Source organism: Bacteroides sp. D22, assembly GCF_000163675.1.
Classification (GTDB): domain Bacteria; phylum Bacteroidota; class Bacteroidia; order Bacteroidales; family Bacteroidaceae; genus Bacteroides; species Bacteroides xylanisolvens.
Genome location: NZ_GG774799.1, coordinates 83,762 through 106,157 on the forward strand (window position 1 = coordinate 83,762; position 22,396 = coordinate 106,157).

General features: G+C 36.6%; 10 protein-coding genes and 2 pseudogenes. 6 read left to right on the top strand and 6 right to left on the bottom strand.

The window, feature by feature from the left end; translation table 11 throughout:
• Window positions 1-171 precede the first annotated feature (171 nt).
• On the top strand, window positions 172-798 hold the full coding sequence (locus tag HMPREF0106_RS0124355; RefSeq protein WP_032851070.1) for a discoidin domain-containing protein: 627 nt from the start codon (window positions 172-174) through the stop codon (window positions 796-798).
• 39 nt (window positions 799-837) lie between these two features.
• Here the strand turns inward: HMPREF0106_RS0124355 and HMPREF0106_RS27360 are convergent.
• Window positions 838-1,737 (bottom strand): annotated as a pseudogene (locus HMPREF0106_RS27360) (IS4 family transposase).
• A gap of 140 nt (window positions 1,738-1,877) precedes the next feature.
• On the opposite strand from HMPREF0106_RS27360, the pseudogene HMPREF0106_RS18875 reads away from it, so the two are divergent.
• A pseudogene (locus HMPREF0106_RS18875) lies at window positions 1,878-2,560 on the top strand (transposase); the annotation flags it as partial.
• A 408-nt stretch (window positions 2,561-2,968) separates the two neighbouring features.
• Here the strand turns inward: HMPREF0106_RS18875 and HMPREF0106_RS18870 are convergent.
• The 5 genes from HMPREF0106_RS18870 to HMPREF0106_RS18855 all read right to left on the bottom strand — a co-directional run bounded on the left by HMPREF0106_RS18870 (window position 2,969) and on the right by HMPREF0106_RS18855 (window position 13,930).
• Entirely contained in the window at window positions 2,969-4,561 is a 1,593-nt protein-coding gene (locus tag HMPREF0106_RS18870) for a RagB/SusD family nutrient uptake outer membrane protein (RefSeq protein WP_009039226.1), read from the bottom strand.
• 16 nt (window positions 4,562-4,577) lie between these two features.
• Entirely contained in the window at window positions 4,578-7,727 is a 3,150-nt protein-coding gene (locus HMPREF0106_RS18865) for a SusC/RagA family TonB-linked outer membrane protein (RefSeq protein WP_009039227.1), read from the bottom strand.
• 820 nt (window positions 7,728-8,547) lie between these two features.
• Window positions 8,548-8,742, bottom strand: a complete 195-nt coding sequence (locus HMPREF0106_RS27710) for a hypothetical protein (RefSeq protein WP_232286755.1) — start codon at window positions 8,740-8,742, stop codon at window positions 8,548-8,550.
• Between the two features lie 243 nt (window positions 8,743-8,985).
• Window positions 8,986-9,075 (bottom strand): DUF4372 domain-containing protein, encoded by a 90-nt coding sequence (locus HMPREF0106_RS28210; RefSeq protein WP_305367531.1) that lies wholly within the window; start codon window positions 9,073-9,075, stop codon window positions 8,986-8,988.
• A 913-nt stretch (window positions 9,076-9,988) separates the two neighbouring features.
• A complete protein-coding gene (locus HMPREF0106_RS18855) occupies window positions 9,989-13,930 on the bottom strand; it encodes a hybrid sensor histidine kinase/response regulator transcription factor (protein ID WP_198138545.1) in 3,942 nt (1,313 codons plus the stop codon).
• Window positions 13,931-14,222: 292 nt separating this feature from the next.
• On the opposite strand from HMPREF0106_RS18855, the gene HMPREF0106_RS18850 reads away from it, so the two are divergent.
• The 4 genes from HMPREF0106_RS18850 to HMPREF0106_RS18835 all read left to right on the top strand — a co-directional run bounded on the left by HMPREF0106_RS18850 (window position 14,223) and on the right by HMPREF0106_RS18835 (window position 22,387).
• Window positions 14,223-17,327, top strand: a complete 3,105-nt coding sequence (locus HMPREF0106_RS18850) for a SusC/RagA family TonB-linked outer membrane protein (protein ID WP_009039229.1) — start codon at window positions 14,223-14,225, stop codon at window positions 17,325-17,327.
• Window positions 17,328-17,339: 12 nt separating this feature from the next.
• Window positions 17,340-19,190: a RagB/SusD family nutrient uptake outer membrane protein gene (locus HMPREF0106_RS18845; RefSeq protein ID WP_009039230.1), complete on the top strand. Its 1,851-nt coding sequence runs from the start codon at window positions 17,340-17,342 to the stop codon at window positions 19,188-19,190.
• Window positions 19,191-19,245: 55 nt separating this feature from the next.
• Complete coding sequence (locus HMPREF0106_RS18840) at window positions 19,246-20,898, top strand: DUF1735 domain-containing protein (RefSeq protein ID WP_009039231.1); 1,653 nt, start codon at window positions 19,246-19,248, stop codon at window positions 20,896-20,898.
• A 178-nt stretch (window positions 20,899-21,076) separates the two neighbouring features.
• Entirely contained in the window at window positions 21,077-22,387 is a 1,311-nt protein-coding gene (locus HMPREF0106_RS18835; RefSeq protein WP_032851072.1) for a M60 family metallopeptidase, read from the top strand.
• The last annotated feature ends 9 nt before the right edge of the window (window positions 22,388-22,396 follow it).

Genomic DNA, 22,396 nt, shown 5'->3' on the forward strand with positions numbered 1-22,396 from the left:
AACATCTATACCTGTAATAATGCTTACGCAGATGTTTTCCAGACTGATTTTGGATAATGCCTACAACTTATGGGAATGATATTGTGTATTGCCTCAAGTCACATTGTGGGGTAAGGGGATATTGTAGGCAGAAGTGGGTGCTTCAAGTTCAAATTATCTGCAAATTCAGTAATGAGAGGACGTGTAAACGCAATAAGGACGTTCAAGGGCTTAGTTGCGGATTTGAGGATAAATAAAGATACGCAATTAAAAGCAAAAGTAATTCGTGCTCATGTTGATAGCAAATTATTATCAGAAAATATTTCTTTTAATAAAGCGACTTTGAAGCCTGTTATATTATATCAGCCTGTCTGCGATACATACAGTTTGGGTGGGGCAAATGCTTTGGTTGATGGATTGAAAGGCGGAGAAGACTATCGAACTGAACGTTGGGTAGGTTTTAGTAATAACGGTTTAGACGCAACAATTGATTTAATGCAACCGACACAAGTGGAAAGTGTTTCCATTTCTGTTTATGTTTCATGCCATTCTTGGCTTGGTGAGTTATTTTTTGATACTCGAGGTTTTAAAGTTCAGATTTCTGACGATGGAGAAAATTATTTCACGGTGGCTTCTGAATTGTATCAACCACTAAAAGAGAATACGGCTAAAGGAATACATACTCACACATTGAGCTTCTTCCCTGTAACAACTCGTTATGTACGAGTTGTTATGTCATGTGAAAACTCTATTCCAGCTTGGCATGAATCAAGAGGAAAATCAGCTTATTTGCTTGTAGATGAAGTTGCTATATATTAAAATCTAACTTCATTAGTGCCCCATTAAAATTGGAGTAAGTTAAACCTTGAATGAACTTGGTCCATCTGGTTGCAATTGTTCTTTATCATTTTGGAATTTATTTTTTATAGGTTTCGGGAAGCGTTTTATCGGTCAGCGAGATGCTCTATATTTGAAACACTTTTTATGTGCTTCTATCAAGTTGTATGTCGTGTTGAACGATAGGCGGCAGACAGTAGCCGTATATTACATCGTAATTTTATATCCGAACTACATTCTTTGTAGTACCCTAAAAACTTTTTGATCTTAAGGTGCTGTTTCAGCTATTTGAAAAGCTGTTTTATTTGCCAGCGGTTTTGGGAATGGCAAAAATGTGCGCTTGATTGGTCAAGAAAACAAACAATGTTTTTGTTCTAATGTATTACCAAACGAAGCATCTCTGGATAGTATTGCTGCGGATAAAATCTCGTCAAAAGTATTCTTGCGTCTGAAAGTATACTTTGGGGTAACATACATTTCCATTGTACTGAATCTTTTTTTGTTCTGACAACGAAAGAAGATTCAAATTGGTGGGGGATACAGTATCTGAAGTTGTTATATTTGCGGACAAAAAAATAATAAGATCCTGATTCATGGGGAATTTTAATTATAGCTTTAGAGTCGCATATGTATGCTTTGTGGTGGTATATAAAGAATGCAAGGATGCATACTTCTACATTGTATAATGTATAAACTTTGATACCACCTTTATTCTTGCAGAATTTAGTCCACCAAAAGCCTGAAGGGCATATGTCAATAGTTGCCGAATCGAACGCGTAAACGTTACCACTAAGTGGAAAATATGACTAATGTGCTTTTGCTATGCTTCACTAATCAGGTAGTAAGCATATTCTTCAAAGATATGATAGTTGCTATTTTGATAAACTCTTGCCAGCGGTGACTTGACACATGTTGATCGATTTCTAAATAAGGATATTCATAAAATAAAAGAAATAAGGCAACTAATTCATTGCGAATTAGTTGCCTTATTGTATCTCTTTAAGCATCTCCTCAAAAAAACGGTTTGACGGCCAAAACGGGGTAATCTAAAATAAAAACATATGGTAGAGATACAAAAAATCTCCGAAATCGAACCTCGTTTAGGTTTTACAGAATTCGATATGCTAAAAAAATATCGTCAGAGTTTTGCAACGAGTGAATTAGGCCGCCTCCATGTTCTGTTTTCTTTCTCGGAACTGGCCCGACAAATGCATTTGAAGTCCCCTGCTTTGGGTCGTAAAAGTTATTTTTCTCCTGAGGGTAAAATAGCCTTGATGATCCTGAAACCCTATACCAACTTTTCAGATTCACAACTGATTGAACGTTTAAACTGTAATATTCATTACCAGTTATTTTGTGGTGTTCAGATTGATCCGCTTCATCCACTGACCAATCTTAAAATCGTCAGTGCAATTCGTCAGGAACTAGCGGATCGCCTTGATATTGAGTCCCTCCAGCCTATTCTGGCTGACCATTGGAAACCTTATCTTGAGAACCTTCATGTCTGTATGACCGATGCCACCTGTTATGAAAGCCATCTGCGTTTCCCTATTGATGTCAAACTTTTATGGGAAGTATTGTATGGCTTCATCGTCATCTGTGCAAACATTGCCGGATATTGCATATACAACATCTCCGTAACAAGTATCTTGATGTAAGCCGTGCCTATCTTGCTTATAGCAAACTGCGTAAACTCAAGAAATCACAGACTCGTATGGTTAAACGTAGGTTACTTCAGTTATTAGGAATATCAATATCTAATGTTTTGAGAGGTAATCCTCCTAAAAACATTAATAAGAAATGTATGAATTTCATGGCTTCAGTTTGTTTTAAATAAAAAAAATAATATGCCATCCATCGGTATCATAATAATTATCATCAGCATCTCCATTCATTACAAACTTTTTCTAAGTTAAATAGTTATGGCTTATTTAATAATATTCTGTTCATGGGCACTTAATAATATTACAATTATCTTGCATAAAAATAGTTTTCCAATAGGCAAATAAATATTTTCATCGAATAGGATTTTCTAAAGACAGTTTCTTTTATTTTCCATACATACCACCGGTCAATGTAAACTACTTGTTGAATATGACATTATATCCAACAAGTAATTATGGCTGTATTTTAAACTGGAATCAGCCCGTTGTTATTGCCAATATTTGTTTTGGAGCAATTTTGTATTTACATCCAGTTCCTTTGTTGGTATAGGAAGGAACTGATGTTTCTCACTTGTATTGGATGCATACGTTGCCGCCCCTAAGTATTGAGTTCCAGTGGCCCAGCGTAAGTCTGTCGTTGCATTGCCTAACCTGTCGTGGATAGCTTCCACATAGATTCCCCAACGGACCAGATCATACTTACGGAGGGATTCGAAGCACAATTCACGTGCCCTTTCATCGCGTACAGCCTGTTGGAACTCTAAATATGACAACCCTTCCAGTTCTTCAACCCCTGCCCTAGAACGTACCTCATTAATACACTCATACGCTAAATCAGTAGGAGCGGAATTCACTTCATTTTCTGCCTCTGCCAACATTAACAGTATATCGGCATATCTCAAAATTGGATAGTTTTCTGGGGTATAGTTTTTTTCCTTTGTTGAGGATGTTTCCCATTCTCTGCGAAACTTTCCACAACATCGCTGGACAATTTGTTTATCAGTCCAATTAACTATCACATCACTGCTGTTATATTTGTAAGATGCAATTGAAAGCTCACGACGCAGGTCGGTTTCTTCGAACAAATCCCACAAAATAAGAGTGGCTCCATAAAAACCGTAACCGTAGCCATTGCCCGGATTGGTGGCACATTGTTGCAGATTCCCAATAACATTCCCGATCCTTCCAGCCGTATATTTCCCATCTACGCTACGGTTACCAATAAACTCTGCTTCCCAGATGGATTCATTATACTCTATATCGTACGTATCAGATGCCATTGCTTTCCATATTGCATATAAATCCGGGTTTAAATGATGCTTGCCCGATTCCTTCACTTTTTTTGCCCATTCCGCTGCCTTGGCATAATAGGGCTGCCCTCCGTTGGCAGGATAACCGGCATACCATAAATTAACGCGTGACAATATCCCCATTACGGTATTCTTTTTTATATATGACGGCGATAAATCGTAATCATCATCGTCCACCATATCTACACACTCCTCCATTTCCTGGATAATCCAATCCAAGGCTTCTGTATGCGTGGTTGCCTCCAAAGATGAATTGTTGACATCCTTAAAAGACTCTTTGCGTAGAGGAACCTCATACCACCCTTGTACCAGCAAGAAGTGATAATATGCCCGGAGGAATTTTGCTTCCCCTTTGATCCGAGTCTTGACACTTTGTTCCATATCGGCATTGTCAACATTATCAATCAACATATTGGCATTATTGATACCTGAATACAGAGCCTCCCATGTTCCCCATATATGTGTATTACTCGGAGTATGATCATTACCATATACCTGACTGGTAATAGCTCCGACATTTCTGGAATAGAAACTTAAATCGTCGACATTTGAAATCATGCATGAATAATAATTTCCATACACTTCCTCATAAACCAGGGTATAGTAAATCCCAGCCAATGCCATGGTACACTCGGTTTCATTGGTATAAAATGTTTCAGGAGCAACAAAATCATAAGGAGTTGTTTCCAAAAAACTGTCGCAGGCGCCAATGATTATAGAAGAACATAGCACCAAACATAGTATACGGATATTGTTATATATTGTTTTCATACCTACCTACTGTTTATTAAAATGTAACATTTAGCCCTATTGACATATTGAATGCGCGCGGATATGCGGACCAATCAAATCCCGGTGTCAGGGCAGAATGCCGGGTTGAGACTTCCGGGTCACTTCCAGAGTAACCGGTAATTGTGGCGATATTCTCTGCTGACAGATAGACACGTGCTTTACTGATACGTAAAGGAGCCAATACTTTGGGAGAAAAACTGTATCCCAAAGAAATATTTTTCAGTTTTAAGAATGATCCATCCTCCACATACAACGAACTGTATTCATTCGAGCCATTTGCAGTGGACCGGGGCATATTGCTTGTCGGATTGTCGGGCGTCCAGCGGTTGATATAAGTGGCATACATATTGGTATTCTGCTTGCTTGCCGGGTTTTCAAACACCATCCGGTTGGCATTCAGAATGTCATTGCCGTAGCTCCACTGGAAAAAAATATTCAGGTCGAAATTTTTCCATGTGAAATTATTAGTGAAACCACCAGTATGTTTGGGCTGTCCGTTACCTATGGTTGTTTTGTCCTCATCCGTTATCATCCCGTCACCAGTGATATCCTTGTATTTAGGATCTCCGGGCTGGGTATTTGAGACATAGGCGGGTACGCCCTCTTTCAATGTATGGACCGTATTTCCGTTTGCATCTGTCGATGTGTCAAAGTCATCATATTTATAAGTCCCTTCATAGATGAAACCATACATTTTTCCGGCAGATTCCCCCACCTTGCTAATATATGCAGGCATGTTTTTGTATTTGTTATCCCAGCTGATATAGCTTGTCATGTAATCCTGTCCAGAGTTTAATGCTATAATCTTGTTGTTGTTAAAAGCTATGTTGAAGTTGGATGTCCATGTGAAATTCCTGTTTTTTATATTGACGGTTTCTAGGGTTACCTCAAAACCTTTGTTGCGTAATTTACCTACGTTGATAGTGGCAGTAGAGAAGCCTGAACTGGCGGCAATATTAGCATCCAGCAACAGGTCCTTCGTTGTTTTGACGTAATAATCCAGGGTTAGGTTGACACGTCCGTTGAGAAATCCCAGGTCCACTCCCAGATCCACCTGCTCGGTGGTTTCCCATTTCAATTCGTCATTTGCCATGCTGCTGAGCACGTATCCTTGTGTGAATTCTCCATTCCAGGGATACTTGTACACGTCGTCGCTGGTTACAAGATGCGCCATATAATCATAATTACCTATACGGTTGTTACCTGTTTGACCGTAACTAAGGCGTAATTTTCCATTTGTCAGCCACTTTATGTTTTCCGTAATAAAAGCTTCACGGCCAAAAGACCAGCCAAGAGAGGCGGATGGAAAATAGCCCCAACGGTTATTTTTCGAGAATTTGGAGGAACCGTCAGCACGCATGGTTGCCGTTAGGTAGTAGCGTGAGTCGTAGTTATAATTGATACGCCCAAAATACGACATCAGCGTATTCTCTCCTTTTGACGAGGTGACCGTTGGTGTGCTGCTACTCTTATCCAGTCCCGCCATTCCGAAGGATTCATTGGTTATCTGTTCCGCGGTAATTGAATGAATATAACTTGTATTCTTTTGGAACGACAAGCCCAGCAACGCATTGAAATTATGTTTCTTCTTTTTAAGCTGGTAACTCAAGGTATTCTCATTTAGATAGCTTCTGGAATCGCTTTCGTACAAATAGGCATTAATTCCTTTACTTTGCGTATTTGAAGGATGCGTATTACCTGTCCGGGTTTTTGATCCATTAAATTCTTCATTTTTATAGTTCCGGGTAGTATATCCTCCAGAAACTTTCAAACGCAAATTTTTTATGAGCTCATACTCTGCATTGGTATTGAACTGGAGATTGTTTGTTGTTTTATGTCGGTATTCATAACGTGCCGACCACACGGGATTGAACCGATAGTCTTCGGTCATGTTGATAGATTCATCATACATGTTGTTCAACAAGTCGGTACCAGTGGGAGATACAGGGCGGAAGGCCCATACACTATACATATAGGCGGTTGACATGGACGATGTAGCAGAGGAAGCAGTGGCACCATCCTGTACGTTGCTTGAATAATTGGCGTTAAAACTGATTTTAAACCTGTCGTTTACTTTCTGAATCAGATTGACACGCCCCTGATAACGTTTCAAACCGGAATTGATGATGACTCCTCGCTGGTCATTATAGGACAGTGAACCGGCGTATTGTAGCCCTTTTTGTGAACCATTTATTGATACATGGTGGTTGTGGCTGACCGCCGTGCGGAAAATATAATCCTGCCAGTCGTATGAAGAGGCGCCAATATAAGATTCCATAGTCGGATACAAATCTGTAAGGTAAGTGTTAGCAAATTCGTCCGCACTTGTTATCACCTCGGACTGGAGTTTGACAAATTCATAAGCATTCATGACTTCAGGAGTATTCCTTACCTTGCTTACTGTCAAACTACCATTGTACGTCACTGTTGGCTTACCGGCTGTTCCTTTCTTTGTTGTTATGATAACCACGCCATTAGCTCCCCGCGCTCCATAGATAGCTGTTGCAGAAGCATCCTTCAATATGTCAATGGACTCAATATCATTAGGGTCCAGAGAACTCAGTCCCGATGTTTCTGAGGGGAAGCCGTCGATTACATAGAGGGGGGACGTGCTTCCTGTTAGCGAACCCACTCCCCGGATTACAATATCATAGTTATCACCCGGCCCCCCGTCTGAGGACGTCACCTGAACTCCCGCGATACGACCGCCCAGACTACCCGTAATATTAGACATGGGAGACTTTGTCAAATCACCGATATTAGCTGAACCGATAGCTCCCGTCAAGTCACGTCTCCTTACATCACCGTAACCGACCGCAACCACTGTAACTTCATCCAACGTCTGTGCGTCCTCCACCATAACTATATTAAATGTATTACGCTCACCGACTTTTATTTCCTGTGTCTTATAACCGATAAAAGAGAATTGCAGGACACTCTCCGGTCTTACATTGCTTAATTGGAAAATACCATTAAAGTCCGTAGTCGTACCATGGGCCGTTCCTTTAATAACGACACTAACACCTGCGAGTTCTCCTGTAACATCGACAACTTTTCCCGTGACTTTTTTTCCTGTTTGCGCTTGTATATTTAATATATAACAAATGAAAACAGCTAATGAAATTAGTTTTTTTTTCTTTTTCATAATATTAAAAATGAAGAAATTATTAATTTAATTTTCCGGAAAACACCGTAAAATAAACCATCTATAAACAAAACGAGCAACATTTATTGTACACAAAATGTGGAAAATTATCCACCGAAAGGTCTAAAAAGAATAAATTTTACAGGCCTAATTATTCACCCGGTAAGGATTGGTCTATAGAAAATAGCTGTTTAGCCAAACAAAAAAACGTTTCGTCGATAATTTTTATCGGATAAAATTTAGAAGAAACTCATTGTTAAAAGAATGAAAGATATTTTAAAATAAAACTGTCATTTTACTTACATTATTACTAGTGTCTCATAAAAACTGAGACGAATTAAAAATAAAATAAACTTGGCCCATTGGTCTGAATCGTTCTTTGTTATTTTGAAATTTAGTTTTATCAAAGAGGTCTCTAATATGAGTTTAGTCAGTCAAAGAAATGCTCAATATCTGTAGTACTAAGTTGCATATCATGTTGAATGGATGCTACTAAACAGTAAGTGCATATTGCAACATATATCTGTATTCGAACGGCATTCTCTGTAGTATCCCAAAATCTTTTGATTTTAAGGTGTTGTTTGAGCCATTTGAAGAAGATCTAGACTTACCAACGATTCTTATATAGTTCAGCGGCCTGAAGTGCAGAAATATGAGTTGCGTTGGTTATGAATGTGAATTATCTCCCTTGTTTTTCATCCTAATATCTAATCTGTCTAAGTGACTCTGGATAGTATTGTTTGGGATAAATCCCGTAAAAAGGACATTTTGCGTCTGAAAGCACATTCTTAGGTAACCTACGTTCTTATTTGGTGGATTTTTACCCGAGGTTCTTTAGGGCTCTGACAATGAAGTAGACTCCATCTGATGAATCTGATATAACGATCTTGAAGTTGTTATAATCACGATCAAAGATATAATATGAACCTGATTCATAAGGAATCCCATTCATTGCTTTGGAATCATGTACGGATGCTTCGGTAATATGAAAGAATACCGGAATCTGTGTTTCCACATCATATAATGTATACGCTTTGAAACCGTCTTTCTTCTTGCCTAATTTAGCCTACAGAAGACTGAAAGCTATAATCAATTGTCGTCGAATAAAAAGCATAAGCGTTACCACCAATTTTGAAAATATGAGTAACCCGCTTTTGCGTACTTCGTTAACCAGATAGTAAGCGTATTCTTCAAAGATGTGATAGTCTCTATCTTGATTTGCCCTTGCCAAGGATGATTTTGATACATTCTTGCCCATTCATAAATGATAACATTTAGAATGATGAGCTTCAAAAGCAACTATCAAATTTCGCAGGCTTTCACGGTTGGAAAATTGACCAAACGTCAAAGCAAGTAGTTGATTTCAGCAAATGAAATGCTTCACATATTTTATCGCCGTCATACTTGGTAACACTGCGGTTAAACTTACTTCGCTTCAGAAACGAAGTCAACAGCTCAAAAACCTATTTGCCATGGAACATATCTCATTAGAATAATCTGATGCAAAGCTACAAATTTAAGTTCGTTCGAATCAAGTAATTCGTACTTTACTTGCATAAAATAATATTGTACTTTCAATTCTTGATAGTTAGTAATAAAGTAAGCATTGATTGTACAAGGTGGAACGACTGTCATACAACAGTACGAAACCTTTTGTGTAACCTTCTTCTTGTATTGCGTTGACAGCCGTTCCTATTTCCATAGTTCGCAAAGATACAAATTTTTATTTATAATCTCAATCCTCTGCATTAAACAAAAGTATTCGCTTTCTCTGTAATCTTTTACCTGCATCCCTTTCGGCTTCCCTTAAGGTTGCCCTACCTGTTACGATGTCGGTAGGGGAAATACGGGGAGATTCTATATAAGTGACTAACGATCAATTCAGCCCCCATTTCTCTTCATCAGCAGTATGATGTCTGTGTAATCTTATATACCTAAATGACCTATCTTAACTGCTTGCCTTTTGGCTATAGCTACCCAATATCCGTGAGCCATTCTTTGTCACGATGGTGCAGCGGTTTACTTATATTGCTACCTAACAATTATACATTGGATATTTCTATATAGGTCCATATTGTCAAGGGAACTCGTACCAAATCATTACTGGTAACGCACGCCTTTTTAGGCTACTATTGATGTAACAATAGGTTCAGACGTAATGCAGAACAATTACTTGTACAACTTCCTGTCGTACGGAATATTTAAAGAAATAAAAATGACTATCTTGTAATGATATTGTTATCTTTTGAGTGTATCCCTATTTAATCAGGGTTTTGGCACGAAAAAGGATGAATATCGTTTCTTGTTTTTTCTTTCTCATTACGCTGCTCCTCTTTCTTTCTTTTTGCAATATATTCTTTGGGGAGTAGACCGAAATAATCAACAAAACACTTTGTAAAATAACTATGGTTGTTGAATCCTACTAAGTAGCATATTTCATTGATCTTGTATTCTTCTTGAATTAATAATTCTGCAGCCTTTTGGAGTCTTATAGCTTTTATATAATTATTGGGTGTCATTTCTGTTATTTCTTTGACCTTTTTAAATAGAACGCTTCTACTCATGCACATTTCCTTAGCTACATCATCCACTGTAAGGTCGTGTTTTGAAATACATTGGACAACAATGTCACTAAATTGTTTTAGGAAACAATCGTCAACATTGTTATCAGAAGGTTCTGATAGAGTAATGAACGAGTGTTTGCTAAAAAAAAGTTGTAGTAATTTTCTTTTTTCTAAAATATTTTTTATTCTTATTTTCAAATAATCAACATTAATTGGCTTCTCAATGAAGGCTTCGGCACCATTTTGAATACAATAGCTTTTAGTGTTAATGTCAGTATTATCTGCAAACATAATAATAGGTATATTGTATAAATTAGCATCTTTTTTTAACCGTTTACAGAGATTTATGCCATTCATTTTAGGTATCATAACTTCACAGATTATTATATCTGGTTTTTCCCCAATAGAGAGTATCTCCATAGCTTCTTCTCCATTAGATGCTGTATAAATTTTGTACTCTTTTGAGAGTGCGTCAGCTAAATATAATTGTAAATCTCTGTCATTATCTACAATTAGTATTCTATTGTGCTTTCTTAAATACGAATCTATCTCAGATTGATTTATATTCGCTACTGAAGGAGTGTCTAATGAGTTCAAATCTTGAATTCTTTCTAGTATTGTTTCATTTGCTATGCTTTTTTCGTAAATCGGTATACTAATGGTGAATGTAGTAAATTTGTTTACTTCACTTTCGATATTTATAGTCATATCCATTTTGTACAATAATAATTTTGATATTGTAAGTCCGAGTCCAAAGCCTGGTACATTTACTCTATTGGTCTTATCATAGTGCCAAAAAGCATTAAATACATTCTTTATGTCGTCTTGTGAAATACCAATTCCATTATCATGTATAGTAATGATAATATTATTTTTATAGATCTTTGCTCTGACCTCTATAAGGTTGTTGGTAAATCTTAATGCATTTGAAAGCAAATGGTTCATAATTTTATTCCATGCATCTATGTTAAGGTTGGCGACTACATTTTTTTTGATTTCATCAATGAACACGATATCCACGTCAAGAAAAGAATTGTTTGCTTTAAAGGTGTTAACAATCTGGCTTGTTAAATCTATTATGGGTGTAGGATAAATATTTACTTCTGCATTTATTTTTTTTAAGTCAAGAATTTCATCTGCAAGATTAGAAAGTTTTTTAGAACTATTTTGGATGATAGAAATTTTTTGTGCTATATTTTCTGGTAAATTTTCGATACTAGCAATTTCATTTATTGGATTATTTATCAACATGATAGGAGTTCGAATCTCTTGTGCTAGATTGAAAAAAAACTGTAGCTCAGTTTCAATGCGAGTCTTTTCCCTAACATATTTAATTTTCGCTATTCTATTTTTCTTTTTTTGAACGTGGTGCATGATTGAGTAAGTGATAATACCGAATACTAGAGCCATACATATAAGAATATATATTATTATAGCTACTTTACTATTCCACCAATGCGGTTTTACTATAATATTCCAAGAAATAGGTGTCCCCCATACTCCATCATTATTAGAAGAACATACCCAAAATGTATATTTGCCACAGGGAAGATCTGAGAAGGTAACGTGATTATTTTTCCAGTTGGTCTCAATCCAATTACTATGATAACCTTCCAGATAATATTTGTATTTGTTATTTATTGGTGAGTGATAGCTTAGACTAGCAAATTTGATGGTGAATGGATTGTGCCATTTGTATAAGATTGTACTGTCTGTATGTTTATAAAGAGTATTTGATGTATGGATAAATATAGTGTTAGGTTTTACAGTATTGCTTTTAAGTCTATCTGGAGTGACGATATTGAACCCATTATTTGAACCGAGATAAATTTTACCATCTGATGCAACTATTCCTGAATTAGGATTGAAAAGATTTGTATTTAATCCATCATATTTACCCAAAATGTTACATTTTGCGATAGATGGATTATAACAGAGTAGACCTTCATTGGTACTGAGCCAAAGATTGTCTTTATAGCTTATAATATTATAAATGGATAGATGTTCCATCTCAATATTTGAACATTTCTCTTTTGTTATGGATTCTGTTGGAATATGGTATTTTATTAGCCCTTGCCCTGAGGTCCCAATAAAAAGGTAGTCCATATGTAGTGACATAGATGTAATTTCATTAGGTATTTTGATTCCATTGGAGCCTTTAGAAATGTGGGTAATATTGTGGGTAGTAGGAGTGTATTTTAGTATTCCCTTATTAAGAGATGCGAACCAAATGCTCCCTTTTAAGTCTTCACATATAGCAATAATATCACTATTGTACCCTAACTCCTTTTCTTTTATAAATCCATGTTTTTTTGTCCATGTCCAAATTGCAGTTTTGGTACCAATCCATATTTTTCCAGATAAATCTTCATGTATAGAATATATACTTTCGTTTGTTATGCCGTCTTTTTCAAAATAGGGTATATGCTCGACATATTTTGTTTTATGGTTTATTCTATATAGGCCTTTAGAATAAGTACCAATCCAAAGGTATGTATCATTGCTCCAAATTGCGTGAATATTTAAATTAGGATTAGATTTATCAATTGTATATCGATGGCACTTGTCTTTGATCGGATTATATATAAATAATCCTCCATCATCTGTCCCGATGAATATATCACCATTTTTATCTTCATGAAATTTACTGATAATTCTTCCTCTTGCTGATTCAGTTGCGCAATGTCTAATAGTGAAGTTTGAACTATTGGGATTTGAATAGTTTATACCACCAAAATATGTAGTGATCCATAGCCCACCTTCATTGTCTTTTAGGATATCATAGACAAAGTCATCAGATAAACTACTGCTATTGTTTCGGTTGTAAGAAGTGGTAATGTATTTTTGCGTAGATGGATCAAACAATGTCAACCCTTGATCTGAACCAATGTATATCTTGTTAGGCTCGAACGCCTTAATTGTATGGATACGCCCCTGTAATATTGGTCGGCCCCTGTCCGTCAGATAATTTTTAAAACAGGATTCTTCGATAGAATAATGAAATATCCCACAGTCCCAACCACTAATCCAAAGATCTCCTTTCCAGTCTAAACACATAGTGAATGCATTTGTTTCAACCATACCATTTTTTTTATCTTTTATAAGAATTTTCTCGAAAGTATCGCTATCGTGATTGTATCTATGTAAATAACTCCCGGATGTGAGACACCAAATATTGCCTAATGAGTCAGATAATATCTTTGTTGAATAATCTGAATTAAGTCCAACATTCTGTGATTGTCTATAGTTTCTAAGTTCTTTATTATTTGGATTATATTTGAAGATACCATGTCCCAGTGACGCTGCCCATATTTTACCATGTGAATCCTCTGAGATTGATCTTATATGTGATTTTTCGATGTTTAATCCATTTATTTGTTGGAATTTATCCAAATCTTTGTTGAAAAGATATAATCCCTTTTCGGTGCCTATCCATAGTCGATTATTGCGGTCCTCGTATATGCAGTAGATTCCATTATTACCAATAGAATAAGGGTTATTGGAGTCTGTTCTCCAAGTTTTAAATGTATATGTATCATATGTTGTTAATCCATCATTGGTTCCAAACCACATTTGACCATTACTATCTTGAAATGTACAATAAACCGTGTTTGAATTTAAACCTGTTGAGATATCCATATGCTCAAACTTTAAATTTGTATCTATTGCAAATGTTGGTTTAGTGCACAAAATAAATACGGAAATCCAAAAGATAAATGTAAAAAAACTATTGCTACTCATATTTGTATTAAATATAAATTTCGTCCAAATATATAAGAATAATCTTTATTGCACTAATCTAAATCTTTATAAAGCTATTAAAATACAATATTTGTATAAAAAAAGACGATTTTGTTAAAACAGGTGGTGTCAGTGCGGGTATATTTGCAGCGATATTCAAAACATTTATTAACCTTAAAAAAATCACAGTATGAAGTTCTTAAAAAGCAAAATGTTGCTACTTATTGCCTTCTTATTGATTGGTATGGTTGTTTCTGCACAAAATTTAGTTACGGGTGTAGTAACAGATACGGGAGGAACGCCATTACCAGGTGTTAACATTATGTTACTAAATGGGCAATCAAACTATGGAGTTGTGACTAATTTAGATGGGCAGTTCAAAATTGATGTTCCTAACAATTCAACAATTGAGGTCTCGTATGTTGGATTTATTACACAAACGATCAAAGTAAAAGGTGGGCAAAGGCTCAAAATTCTTCTCCAAGAAGACGCACAAAGTCTTGATGAAGTTGTAGTAGTAGGTTACGGTACTCAGAAAAAAGAAACAGTTGTAGGTTCTATTTCTTCCGTAAAACCTGTCCAATTACAGGTTCCTGTCCGTTCACTAAGTCAATCTTTAGTTGGTAATGTAGCAGGTCTTGTTGCTCTTCAATCTTCGGGAGAGCCAGGTAAGGATGATGCTCAATTCTGGATTCGTGGTATAGCAACTTTCACAGGTGATCCTAATCCGCTCGTGCTTGTTGATGGTATAGAACGTCCGCTTGAGAATGTAGATCCACTTGAGATTGAATCTTTCTCTGTATTGAAAGACGCTTCTGCAACAGCAGTTTATGGTGTTCGTGGCGCTAATGGTGTAATTCTTATAAATACACGTCGTGGTTATGATGGTCCAGCTAAAATAGATGTTCGTTATGAACATGGTTTTTCTGCACCTAGTAAGCGTCTGTCTTTTGTAGATGCGGCGACTCGTTCAATGCTTTTCAATGAAGCTGTAGATGCTACTGCTGGTATTTCTTCTTCGTTTAAATATTCGGATGCCGAGATTAAGGCAATGCGTGATCAGACAGATCCAGAGGTATATCCAAATGTTGATTGGCAAGAGGTTTTGATGAAAGATTTAACAATGTCAGAGAAACTGAGTGTAAATATTTCTGGTGGTGGTAAATATGCACGCTATTTCACTGCGGTATCTTTCTATAATCAAGAGGGACAGTATCATATCAATCCGGGCTCTTATTCTTGGGTACCTTCTTCTATTGGGAGTTTTGGTGAAAATGTAAATTATAAGCGTTATAATTTCCGTTCAAATGTAGATATGGATATATCTCCCAAAACAACCGTTAGTTTTGGTATACAGGGAAATGTCTCCGAGAATACAGAGCCTGCTGAAGGTGGTTCCGCTTCTATTTATCGTGATATAATTAATGCAGCACCTAATGCTTTTCCTGTCATATTAAAGGATGGTAGATTGGCCGGCCGTGATGGTCTTAATAATCCATATAACATGTTAACTCAACGGGGTTACGTAAAAAATATCTCCAATGCTTTAAGGGCAAATTTAACTGTAGATCAGAATTTGGATTTTATCACAGAGGGCTTGACTGCAAAACTCACTTACGCTTATGACTATAGTACTGATGCTGCAGATACTCGTTCTCGTAGTATAAACTTTTTCGAACCAACAGGCCGTGATGAAAACGGTGACTTGTTAGCAACAGAATGGTATGCAAGTTCATATCAGGATTATCTTAATTATAGTCACTCAAGTTCGTCTACTCGTTCACAGTATGCAGAAGCTACTATCAACTATTCCCGTACATTCGGAAAACACGATGTTGGTGGACTAGTTATGGGATTTGTAAAGGACAATCGCTACATGATTCAAGGAATGGATTATATTACATCCTTACCTAAACGTAGTCTTGGTCTTGCAGGACGTGTTACGTATGGTTATGATAATCGTTATCTTTTAGAGGCAAATGTTGGTTTTAATGGTTCTGAAAACTTTGCTAAGGGTAATAGAATGGGTATATTCCCTGCAATTGCTTTGGGCTGGGTGGCTTCGGAGGAATCTTGGTTGGCTGGTAATGAAGTTTTAACATGGGCAAAGTTACGTGCGTCTATCGGACAGGTCGGTAATGATCAGATTCCTTCAACTCGTTTTATTTATCTTGCCACAATCAATGAATCTGCAGGTGGGTATAACAACCTCGGCCTTAATTATGACCAATACCAATCTGGAATCGGAGAAGGACGTATGGCAAACAGTGATGTTACTTGGGAGGTTGCGACAAAATACAATCTCGGTGTTGAGCTCGGTTTCTTTAATAATTTCCGCTTAAATGCAGATGTGTTCTATGAAAAACGTGAAAATATTTTCTTGTCACCTCAAACCTCTGAAGTTGCGGGTCTTCCAAACGGTTTTGATATTTATGCCAATATGGGTGAAATGGAAAATAAAGGTTTTGAAATTTCTGGAGAATATTCTAAACAAATTAATAAAGATCTATTTATTTCAGCAAGAGGTAACTTTACCTTTACCAGAAATACTGTCCTTAAAGACGGTAAATATTATGCGTATCCTTGGCAAGATTACAAGGGGGTTCGTTATGGTTTGACTTTGGGATATAAAGCTATGCACCTATTTTCTCAAGAAGAGTTGGATAACATGCCTGAATATTATGAGCAGTTCTCGATGGATAAGACACAGCTTCGCCCAGGTGATATTCGTTATGAAGACCTGAATGATGATGGTAAGATTACTGAAGCTGACAGAACTTGGATTGGTGATCCGTCAATGCCAGAGTTAGTTTATGGTTTTGGTGCATCTCTTAAATATAAAGGATTTGATTTTTCATTCCTGTTACAAGGAGCGGGTAATCGTTCTACTTATTTAACTGGAGGATGGTATTTTCAGCCATTCCAAGCAGACCGTAGTCCTAAGTACATGGGTAATGTCATGACTATGTTCCTTGATCGCTGGACAGAGGATAATCCAAATCCAAACGCCTTTTCACCTCGTTTGAGTTATGGTGCAAATGCAAACAACTACAAAACATCAACATGGTGGCAACGGGATGCAAGTTATCTGCGTATAAAAAATATTGAATTAGGATATACTCTTCCTGAAAATCTCACTAAAAAAATTCATGCAAAATCTATGCGTGTATATCTTCAGGGTGTGAATCTTCTTACAATAAGCAAATTCTACTCTGATTTTTGGGATCCAGAGACAAGTGCAGACTCTTATCCCATGCAGAAAACTATTTATCTTGGTTTGAATTTATCATTTTAACAGTAAATAAATATGAAAAAATATATACATATTGTATTAATGTTACTAGTATTTTCTTCTTGTTCTGATTATCTTGAACAGGACGCGGGCGAATTAAATACTATTGATAAAATCTTTGCTTCAGAAGTTGAAACAAAAAAATGGTATTCGCGCATGTATAGTGATGATTTTATGGTGCAAGAAATGCACTATAGCGGTCAAATACCATATTTTTGGTGTACTGACGAGGCTGCTTATGTTATGGAAAGTAATATTCGTAATATTTCTGAAGGCTTGATGTCGCCAGATAATTACTATGGTTATACAGGTTATAATTTATATTTCTTTGTGCGTTATTATCAAGCTATCCGTCATATTAATATCTTCTTGGAGAATCTTGATAGATGTGTTGAGATGGGGGAACTTGAACGTCGTACAAAATACGCAGAAGCAATTTTCATGCGTGCGTACTATCATTATCTCTTACTTCGTTTGTATGGTCCTATTCCAATAGAGGAAAGTAGTAGAACTGCAGATGAAATAGCTGCTTCCCAGGCACGTAAACCTTTTGCAGAGTGTGTTCGATGGATTAGTGAACAGATTGATTGGGCCTGCGAAAATGGTATGCCTAAAGAACGCAATGAGTCTATTGAATTAGGTCTTCCAACAATCGGGGCGGCTCGTGCTATTCAGTCACGTATGCATCTAATGGCTGCAAGTCCGTTATATAATGGCAACAGTGTATATAGTAATTGGAAAAATAATGATGGAACAGTTCTTATTTCAGCAGAGTATGATAAGGAACTTTGGAAAGTAGCAGCAGATGCGGCAAAAGATGTAATTGATAACTATGGATATAGTCTGAAAGAGCCTAATGCTGAATCTGGTGAACCTACTTTCGATGAGGTGGTTGAGAATATACGTACAATTACTACAACTTGGGGTAAAGATCAAAATCCTGAGTTAATATGGGGGCATCCGAATTCTATCCAGTGGTATGCAAGATGTGCAGTGCCTGCTCGTTGGTATGGTTGGAATGGTCGTTATTCACTGCCGTTAGGTATGATTAATGACTTCTTTATGGCAGACGGTTCAAAGGCTCGCCCATTGGATGAATGGTTTGAAAATAAAGAATTTTCTACTGAAGCCGCTAATGGTACCATTGCAAATACATTCCACATGTTTGTAAATCGTGAACCTCGCTTCTATGCTAACATTCACTTCCCTAATCAGCGTGTATCTTATGCGTACCCCAATGAAGAGGACTCGTATCAAGATGAGGACGGTTATGGTATAGTCGACTTTTGGTATAAAGGTGTTTCAGGCAATGGATCGACTCCTGGTGATAAAAATACAACCGGTTTTTCCGTTCGTAAAAACATTCCGCTTAATTACTGCTCAAATAAAGAAAAGGCTAAAGACACATGGAATTTAAATGTGCCATTCCCAATCATTCGTTTAGGTGAGGTGTATCTGAACTATGCAGAAGCACTTAATGAATATTACGGAGAATCTCATCATAATGAGGTCTTGAAATATCTTAATGCTATTAGAAAACGTGCGGGTATTGCACCTTATGAGGGTAGTTATTCTCAGGAAGAGATGCGTGAAATGATACGCCATGAGAGAAAAATAGAGCTTTGTTATGAGTGTCAGCGTTTCTTTGATGTACGTCGTTGGTTTATTGCTCACGGACCGAATGGTGCTTTTAATCACAACGAGTATGGTCTTGATATGTCAAAAGGAGAAAACGCCACAGATAAAGAGTTCTTCTCTATGACAGAGGCAGCTATTAAGCGATTTGACATTAAACATTACCTTATGCCTATAAAAGCGTCTGAGTGTGAACTTAATCCAGAATTAGTACAAGCTCCATTCTATTAATAGAGAGTGTTCTATTGATTGTATGGAATTGAAACGATAAAAATACAGTCTTATTATGAAAAGATTTTTTAAAATATTATTTTCGACTGCCCTCATTGGTGTGATGTTTGCTTGTGAGGCAGAGTTGTCGCCAATTACTATAAAACCGGATCCAGTATTTGATAAAACAGGTCTTTATACGGTGAATACCATATCGATTTACGACGAACAAGAGACAGTAGTTAACATTTCGAGAATTTACGGACTTTCAAAAGAGCTTGATTTAACCATTGGGGTAGATGAGACATTATTAACAGAATACAATAATCTTAATGGGACAAATTATCAGTTGATGCCAGCTGAGTATTATGACTTCCCATCTGCTATCAAGTTAAATAAAACGGATAAGGTAGTAGAATTACCCGTCGTGATTAAGCCAAAAGCTCTTGCGGCAAAAGGTATTTCTACTGCTAATAATTACGTACTCCCTCTTTCTTTGAATGCTTCATCTGTTGAGGTGGAGGATAAAGGGGATGCAGCACAGGTGTTGCTTATTCCTAATATTGTAAAACCAACATTTACAGTTAAAGTCCCTGAGGAGAATTTTTCATTGAGTTTTATCAGAGATGTTTTATTACCTCAGACAGTTGAAATCGAAGCAACTTCTAATTTTACTACAATAGATGCTAATATGGTGACTTATGAAGCAGATGCTACAGCAGTTGAAGTTTATAATGATGCCAACGATGTTGATTATAAACTACTCCCATCTGAATACTATAAGGTTAATACCGGAGTATTGGATCCTGAGACTATGAACTATAAAACAAGTATTACGTTCACTTGTGGGAAAATGGAAAGTGACGATATTTTCCTACTTCCTTTGGTTATGGCTTCAGATGTATATCAGATTCAACAAAAGGAGCCAATTTATGTGTTGGTTCAGTTGAATACACTTAAGATGTGGGTAACAGGTGCAGATCAGGTAGTGGTTAATAAATCGGGAAATGGAAAAATTTCAGTTGAAATGAATGCTCCTATTAGCAATGAACAGCCGGTAAAATTGACTGTAGATAATTCTCTGGTAGAATCTTACAATGCAGCAAACAATACTTCATTCATCCCATTCGATCCATCTAAAGTCAATGTATCGACAGAAGCGATTACTGCCGGTGAAAAGAAGGTCGATGTTTCTTATCAAGTCGATCTGACATCTATGCCTTTTGATGGAACCGACTCCTATTTGTTAGCGCTTGTGCTTGATGAATCAGAATTGTTTACGGGAACTAAAGTAGAAAGTGGCGTGATTTATATTCAGCCTTTTAGAACATTAGCAGGTGATTATGAAAAGGAAATTTGGGGTGAGGAAAAGAATAATAGAATTACAGCACCTGCAATCTATTTAGCAGGTGAGAATGGTTGGCCGGCTTCTCAGAATGAAAAGGCGCATAAATATTGTATTAATTACAACAATAAGTGGAGTGGAGGTGTGATTCATTTCAATATTCTTGATGAGTCTGTTGAGGGATATCCGGATAGAAAAAAACTTGGAGATTTTATAGACAGAGCAAATGAAAATTATGGCCGGGGTCATGATCAGGTTATAGATAATGGTTCTTGGGTTGATATGAAAACAGGTGTTGTACACTTTGATCTTAAGGTTGTGGATAATGGATACAAGGATGAAGGAGGTTTTCCAATTCAGTATAATTTTACTCCTAATTTTTAGATAATAGTTTAATATGTGAGAGTTTGGTGGCAATGCTGCCAACTCTTACATATTCTATACTATTTTATTTCATTTTTTAGTCATGCATACAAGCACTTGTTTATTAGTATTATGTACTGTCTTTTTCTCATGTTCAGATTCAAACAATTTTAGACAGGAACCAGATACAACCATTCCCTTGGAAGAAGATAAAACAAATCCTTCATTGATTGTGAATGGTGATATGGAAGATGATATTTCGATGGATTTATCAACAATAGCTGTGTCTGGAGTATGGAGTTACATTGGGGGGTGGAATGCAAAGGCAGCAATTGTAGAGCAAAAGGAGAATAGTGGTGTAAATAATTCCCGTTGCTTGGCCATTATTGCATTGGATGAGGACACTGATGTAATGTTTGCTCAAAAGGTGACCGGGTTAAAGTCTGGTGGCTATTATAAGGCGTCAGCTAAAGTTAAAACTGATATGATAGACGGTGGTATGGGAGCTAATCTCTGTCTTGATTATCTTTGGGCCCCTACTTCTGGAGCGCTTACAGGTTCGCACTCTAAATGGCAAGACTTGGTATTAGAAATAGATGATGTTCCAGAAAATGGAGAGATAATTCTATGTTTAAGATTAGGTAATACTGCAGCAGCTTCTAGAGGACTTGCCTATTTTGATGATGTTGTTTTAAAAGAGAATCAAGATCTATATATTCGTACAAGCAAACATTTTCGTTTAGTTGTTTCTCAGGACTTAGTGCCCATATCCGATCAATTGGTTGATGAATGGCTTGCCAATATGGATGATGTATATGAATGTTATAAGGAATTATTTAGGGGAAAGGTTCCTTTTGATGGAAAAATTATCTCAATTCGTTCTAAAGAGATTGATGCATGGGCATATGCCGGAAATCCGATACAATGGAATAAAAACTATATTTACGAATCGCTTCAAACGATTCGGAGAGGAGATTGGTGTTTTGGAATAATGCATGAAATAGGGCATAATTTTGCTCCTTATATTTCAAGTGCTACATATGCTTGGAATTGGAATGAAGAGATATTTGCCAACTTCAGGATGTTCTACGCCTTGGAAAAATTAAATGCAAAAGTTATAACAACAGCCTCTGTTGTACAAGCAGATGGTTCATTTGAATCACAAGAGAAAACGTATACAGGTTCAGAACTTTTACAATTATATAAATCAGAAACAGACAACTGTTACGATCGGACAATAGGTGCCGGTAGAGCGGTAGAGATGGGCAATGCTCTTTGTTATTGTTTAATTCGTATTAAAGAAACTTACGGTTGGGAATTATATCAAGATGTTTTCGAGGAATTATATTCCATTCCAAGAAACGAGGAGCAAGAGAAAAACATGAATCAATGGCAGAAATTCGAATATTTTCTCTCTTTTCTTACTAAGCATGCTAAGGTAGATACGAACGAACTGTTTAGTAAACAAGAATTACAAGTGATAAAATCATATCTTTCTACACAACAATAATTGAAGATT

Excerpts from the sequence above, each read along its gene's own strand:
- HMPREF0106_RS0124355 (WP_032851070.1), top strand. The coding sequence starts at position 172 with ATGAGAGGACGTGTAAACGCAATAAGGACGTTCAAGGGCTTAGTTGCG.
- HMPREF0106_RS18870 (WP_009039226.1), bottom strand. The coding sequence starts at position 4,561 with ATGAAAACAATATATAACAATATCCGTATACTATGTTTGGTGCTATGT.
- HMPREF0106_RS18865 (WP_009039227.1), bottom strand. The coding sequence starts at position 7,727 with ATGAAAAAGAAAAAAAAACTAATTTCATTAGCTGTTTTCATTTGTTAT.
- HMPREF0106_RS18855 (WP_198138545.1), bottom strand. The coding sequence starts at position 13,930 with ATGGATATCTCAACAGGTTTAAATTCAAACACGGTTTATTGTACATTT.
- HMPREF0106_RS18850 (WP_009039229.1), top strand. The coding sequence starts at position 14,223 with ATGAAGTTCTTAAAAAGCAAAATGTTGCTACTTATTGCCTTCTTATTG.
- HMPREF0106_RS18845 (WP_009039230.1), top strand. The coding sequence starts at position 17,340 with ATGAAAAAATATATACATATTGTATTAATGTTACTAGTATTTTCTTCT.
- HMPREF0106_RS18840 (WP_009039231.1), top strand. The coding sequence starts at position 19,246 with ATGAAAAGATTTTTTAAAATATTATTTTCGACTGCCCTCATTGGTGTG.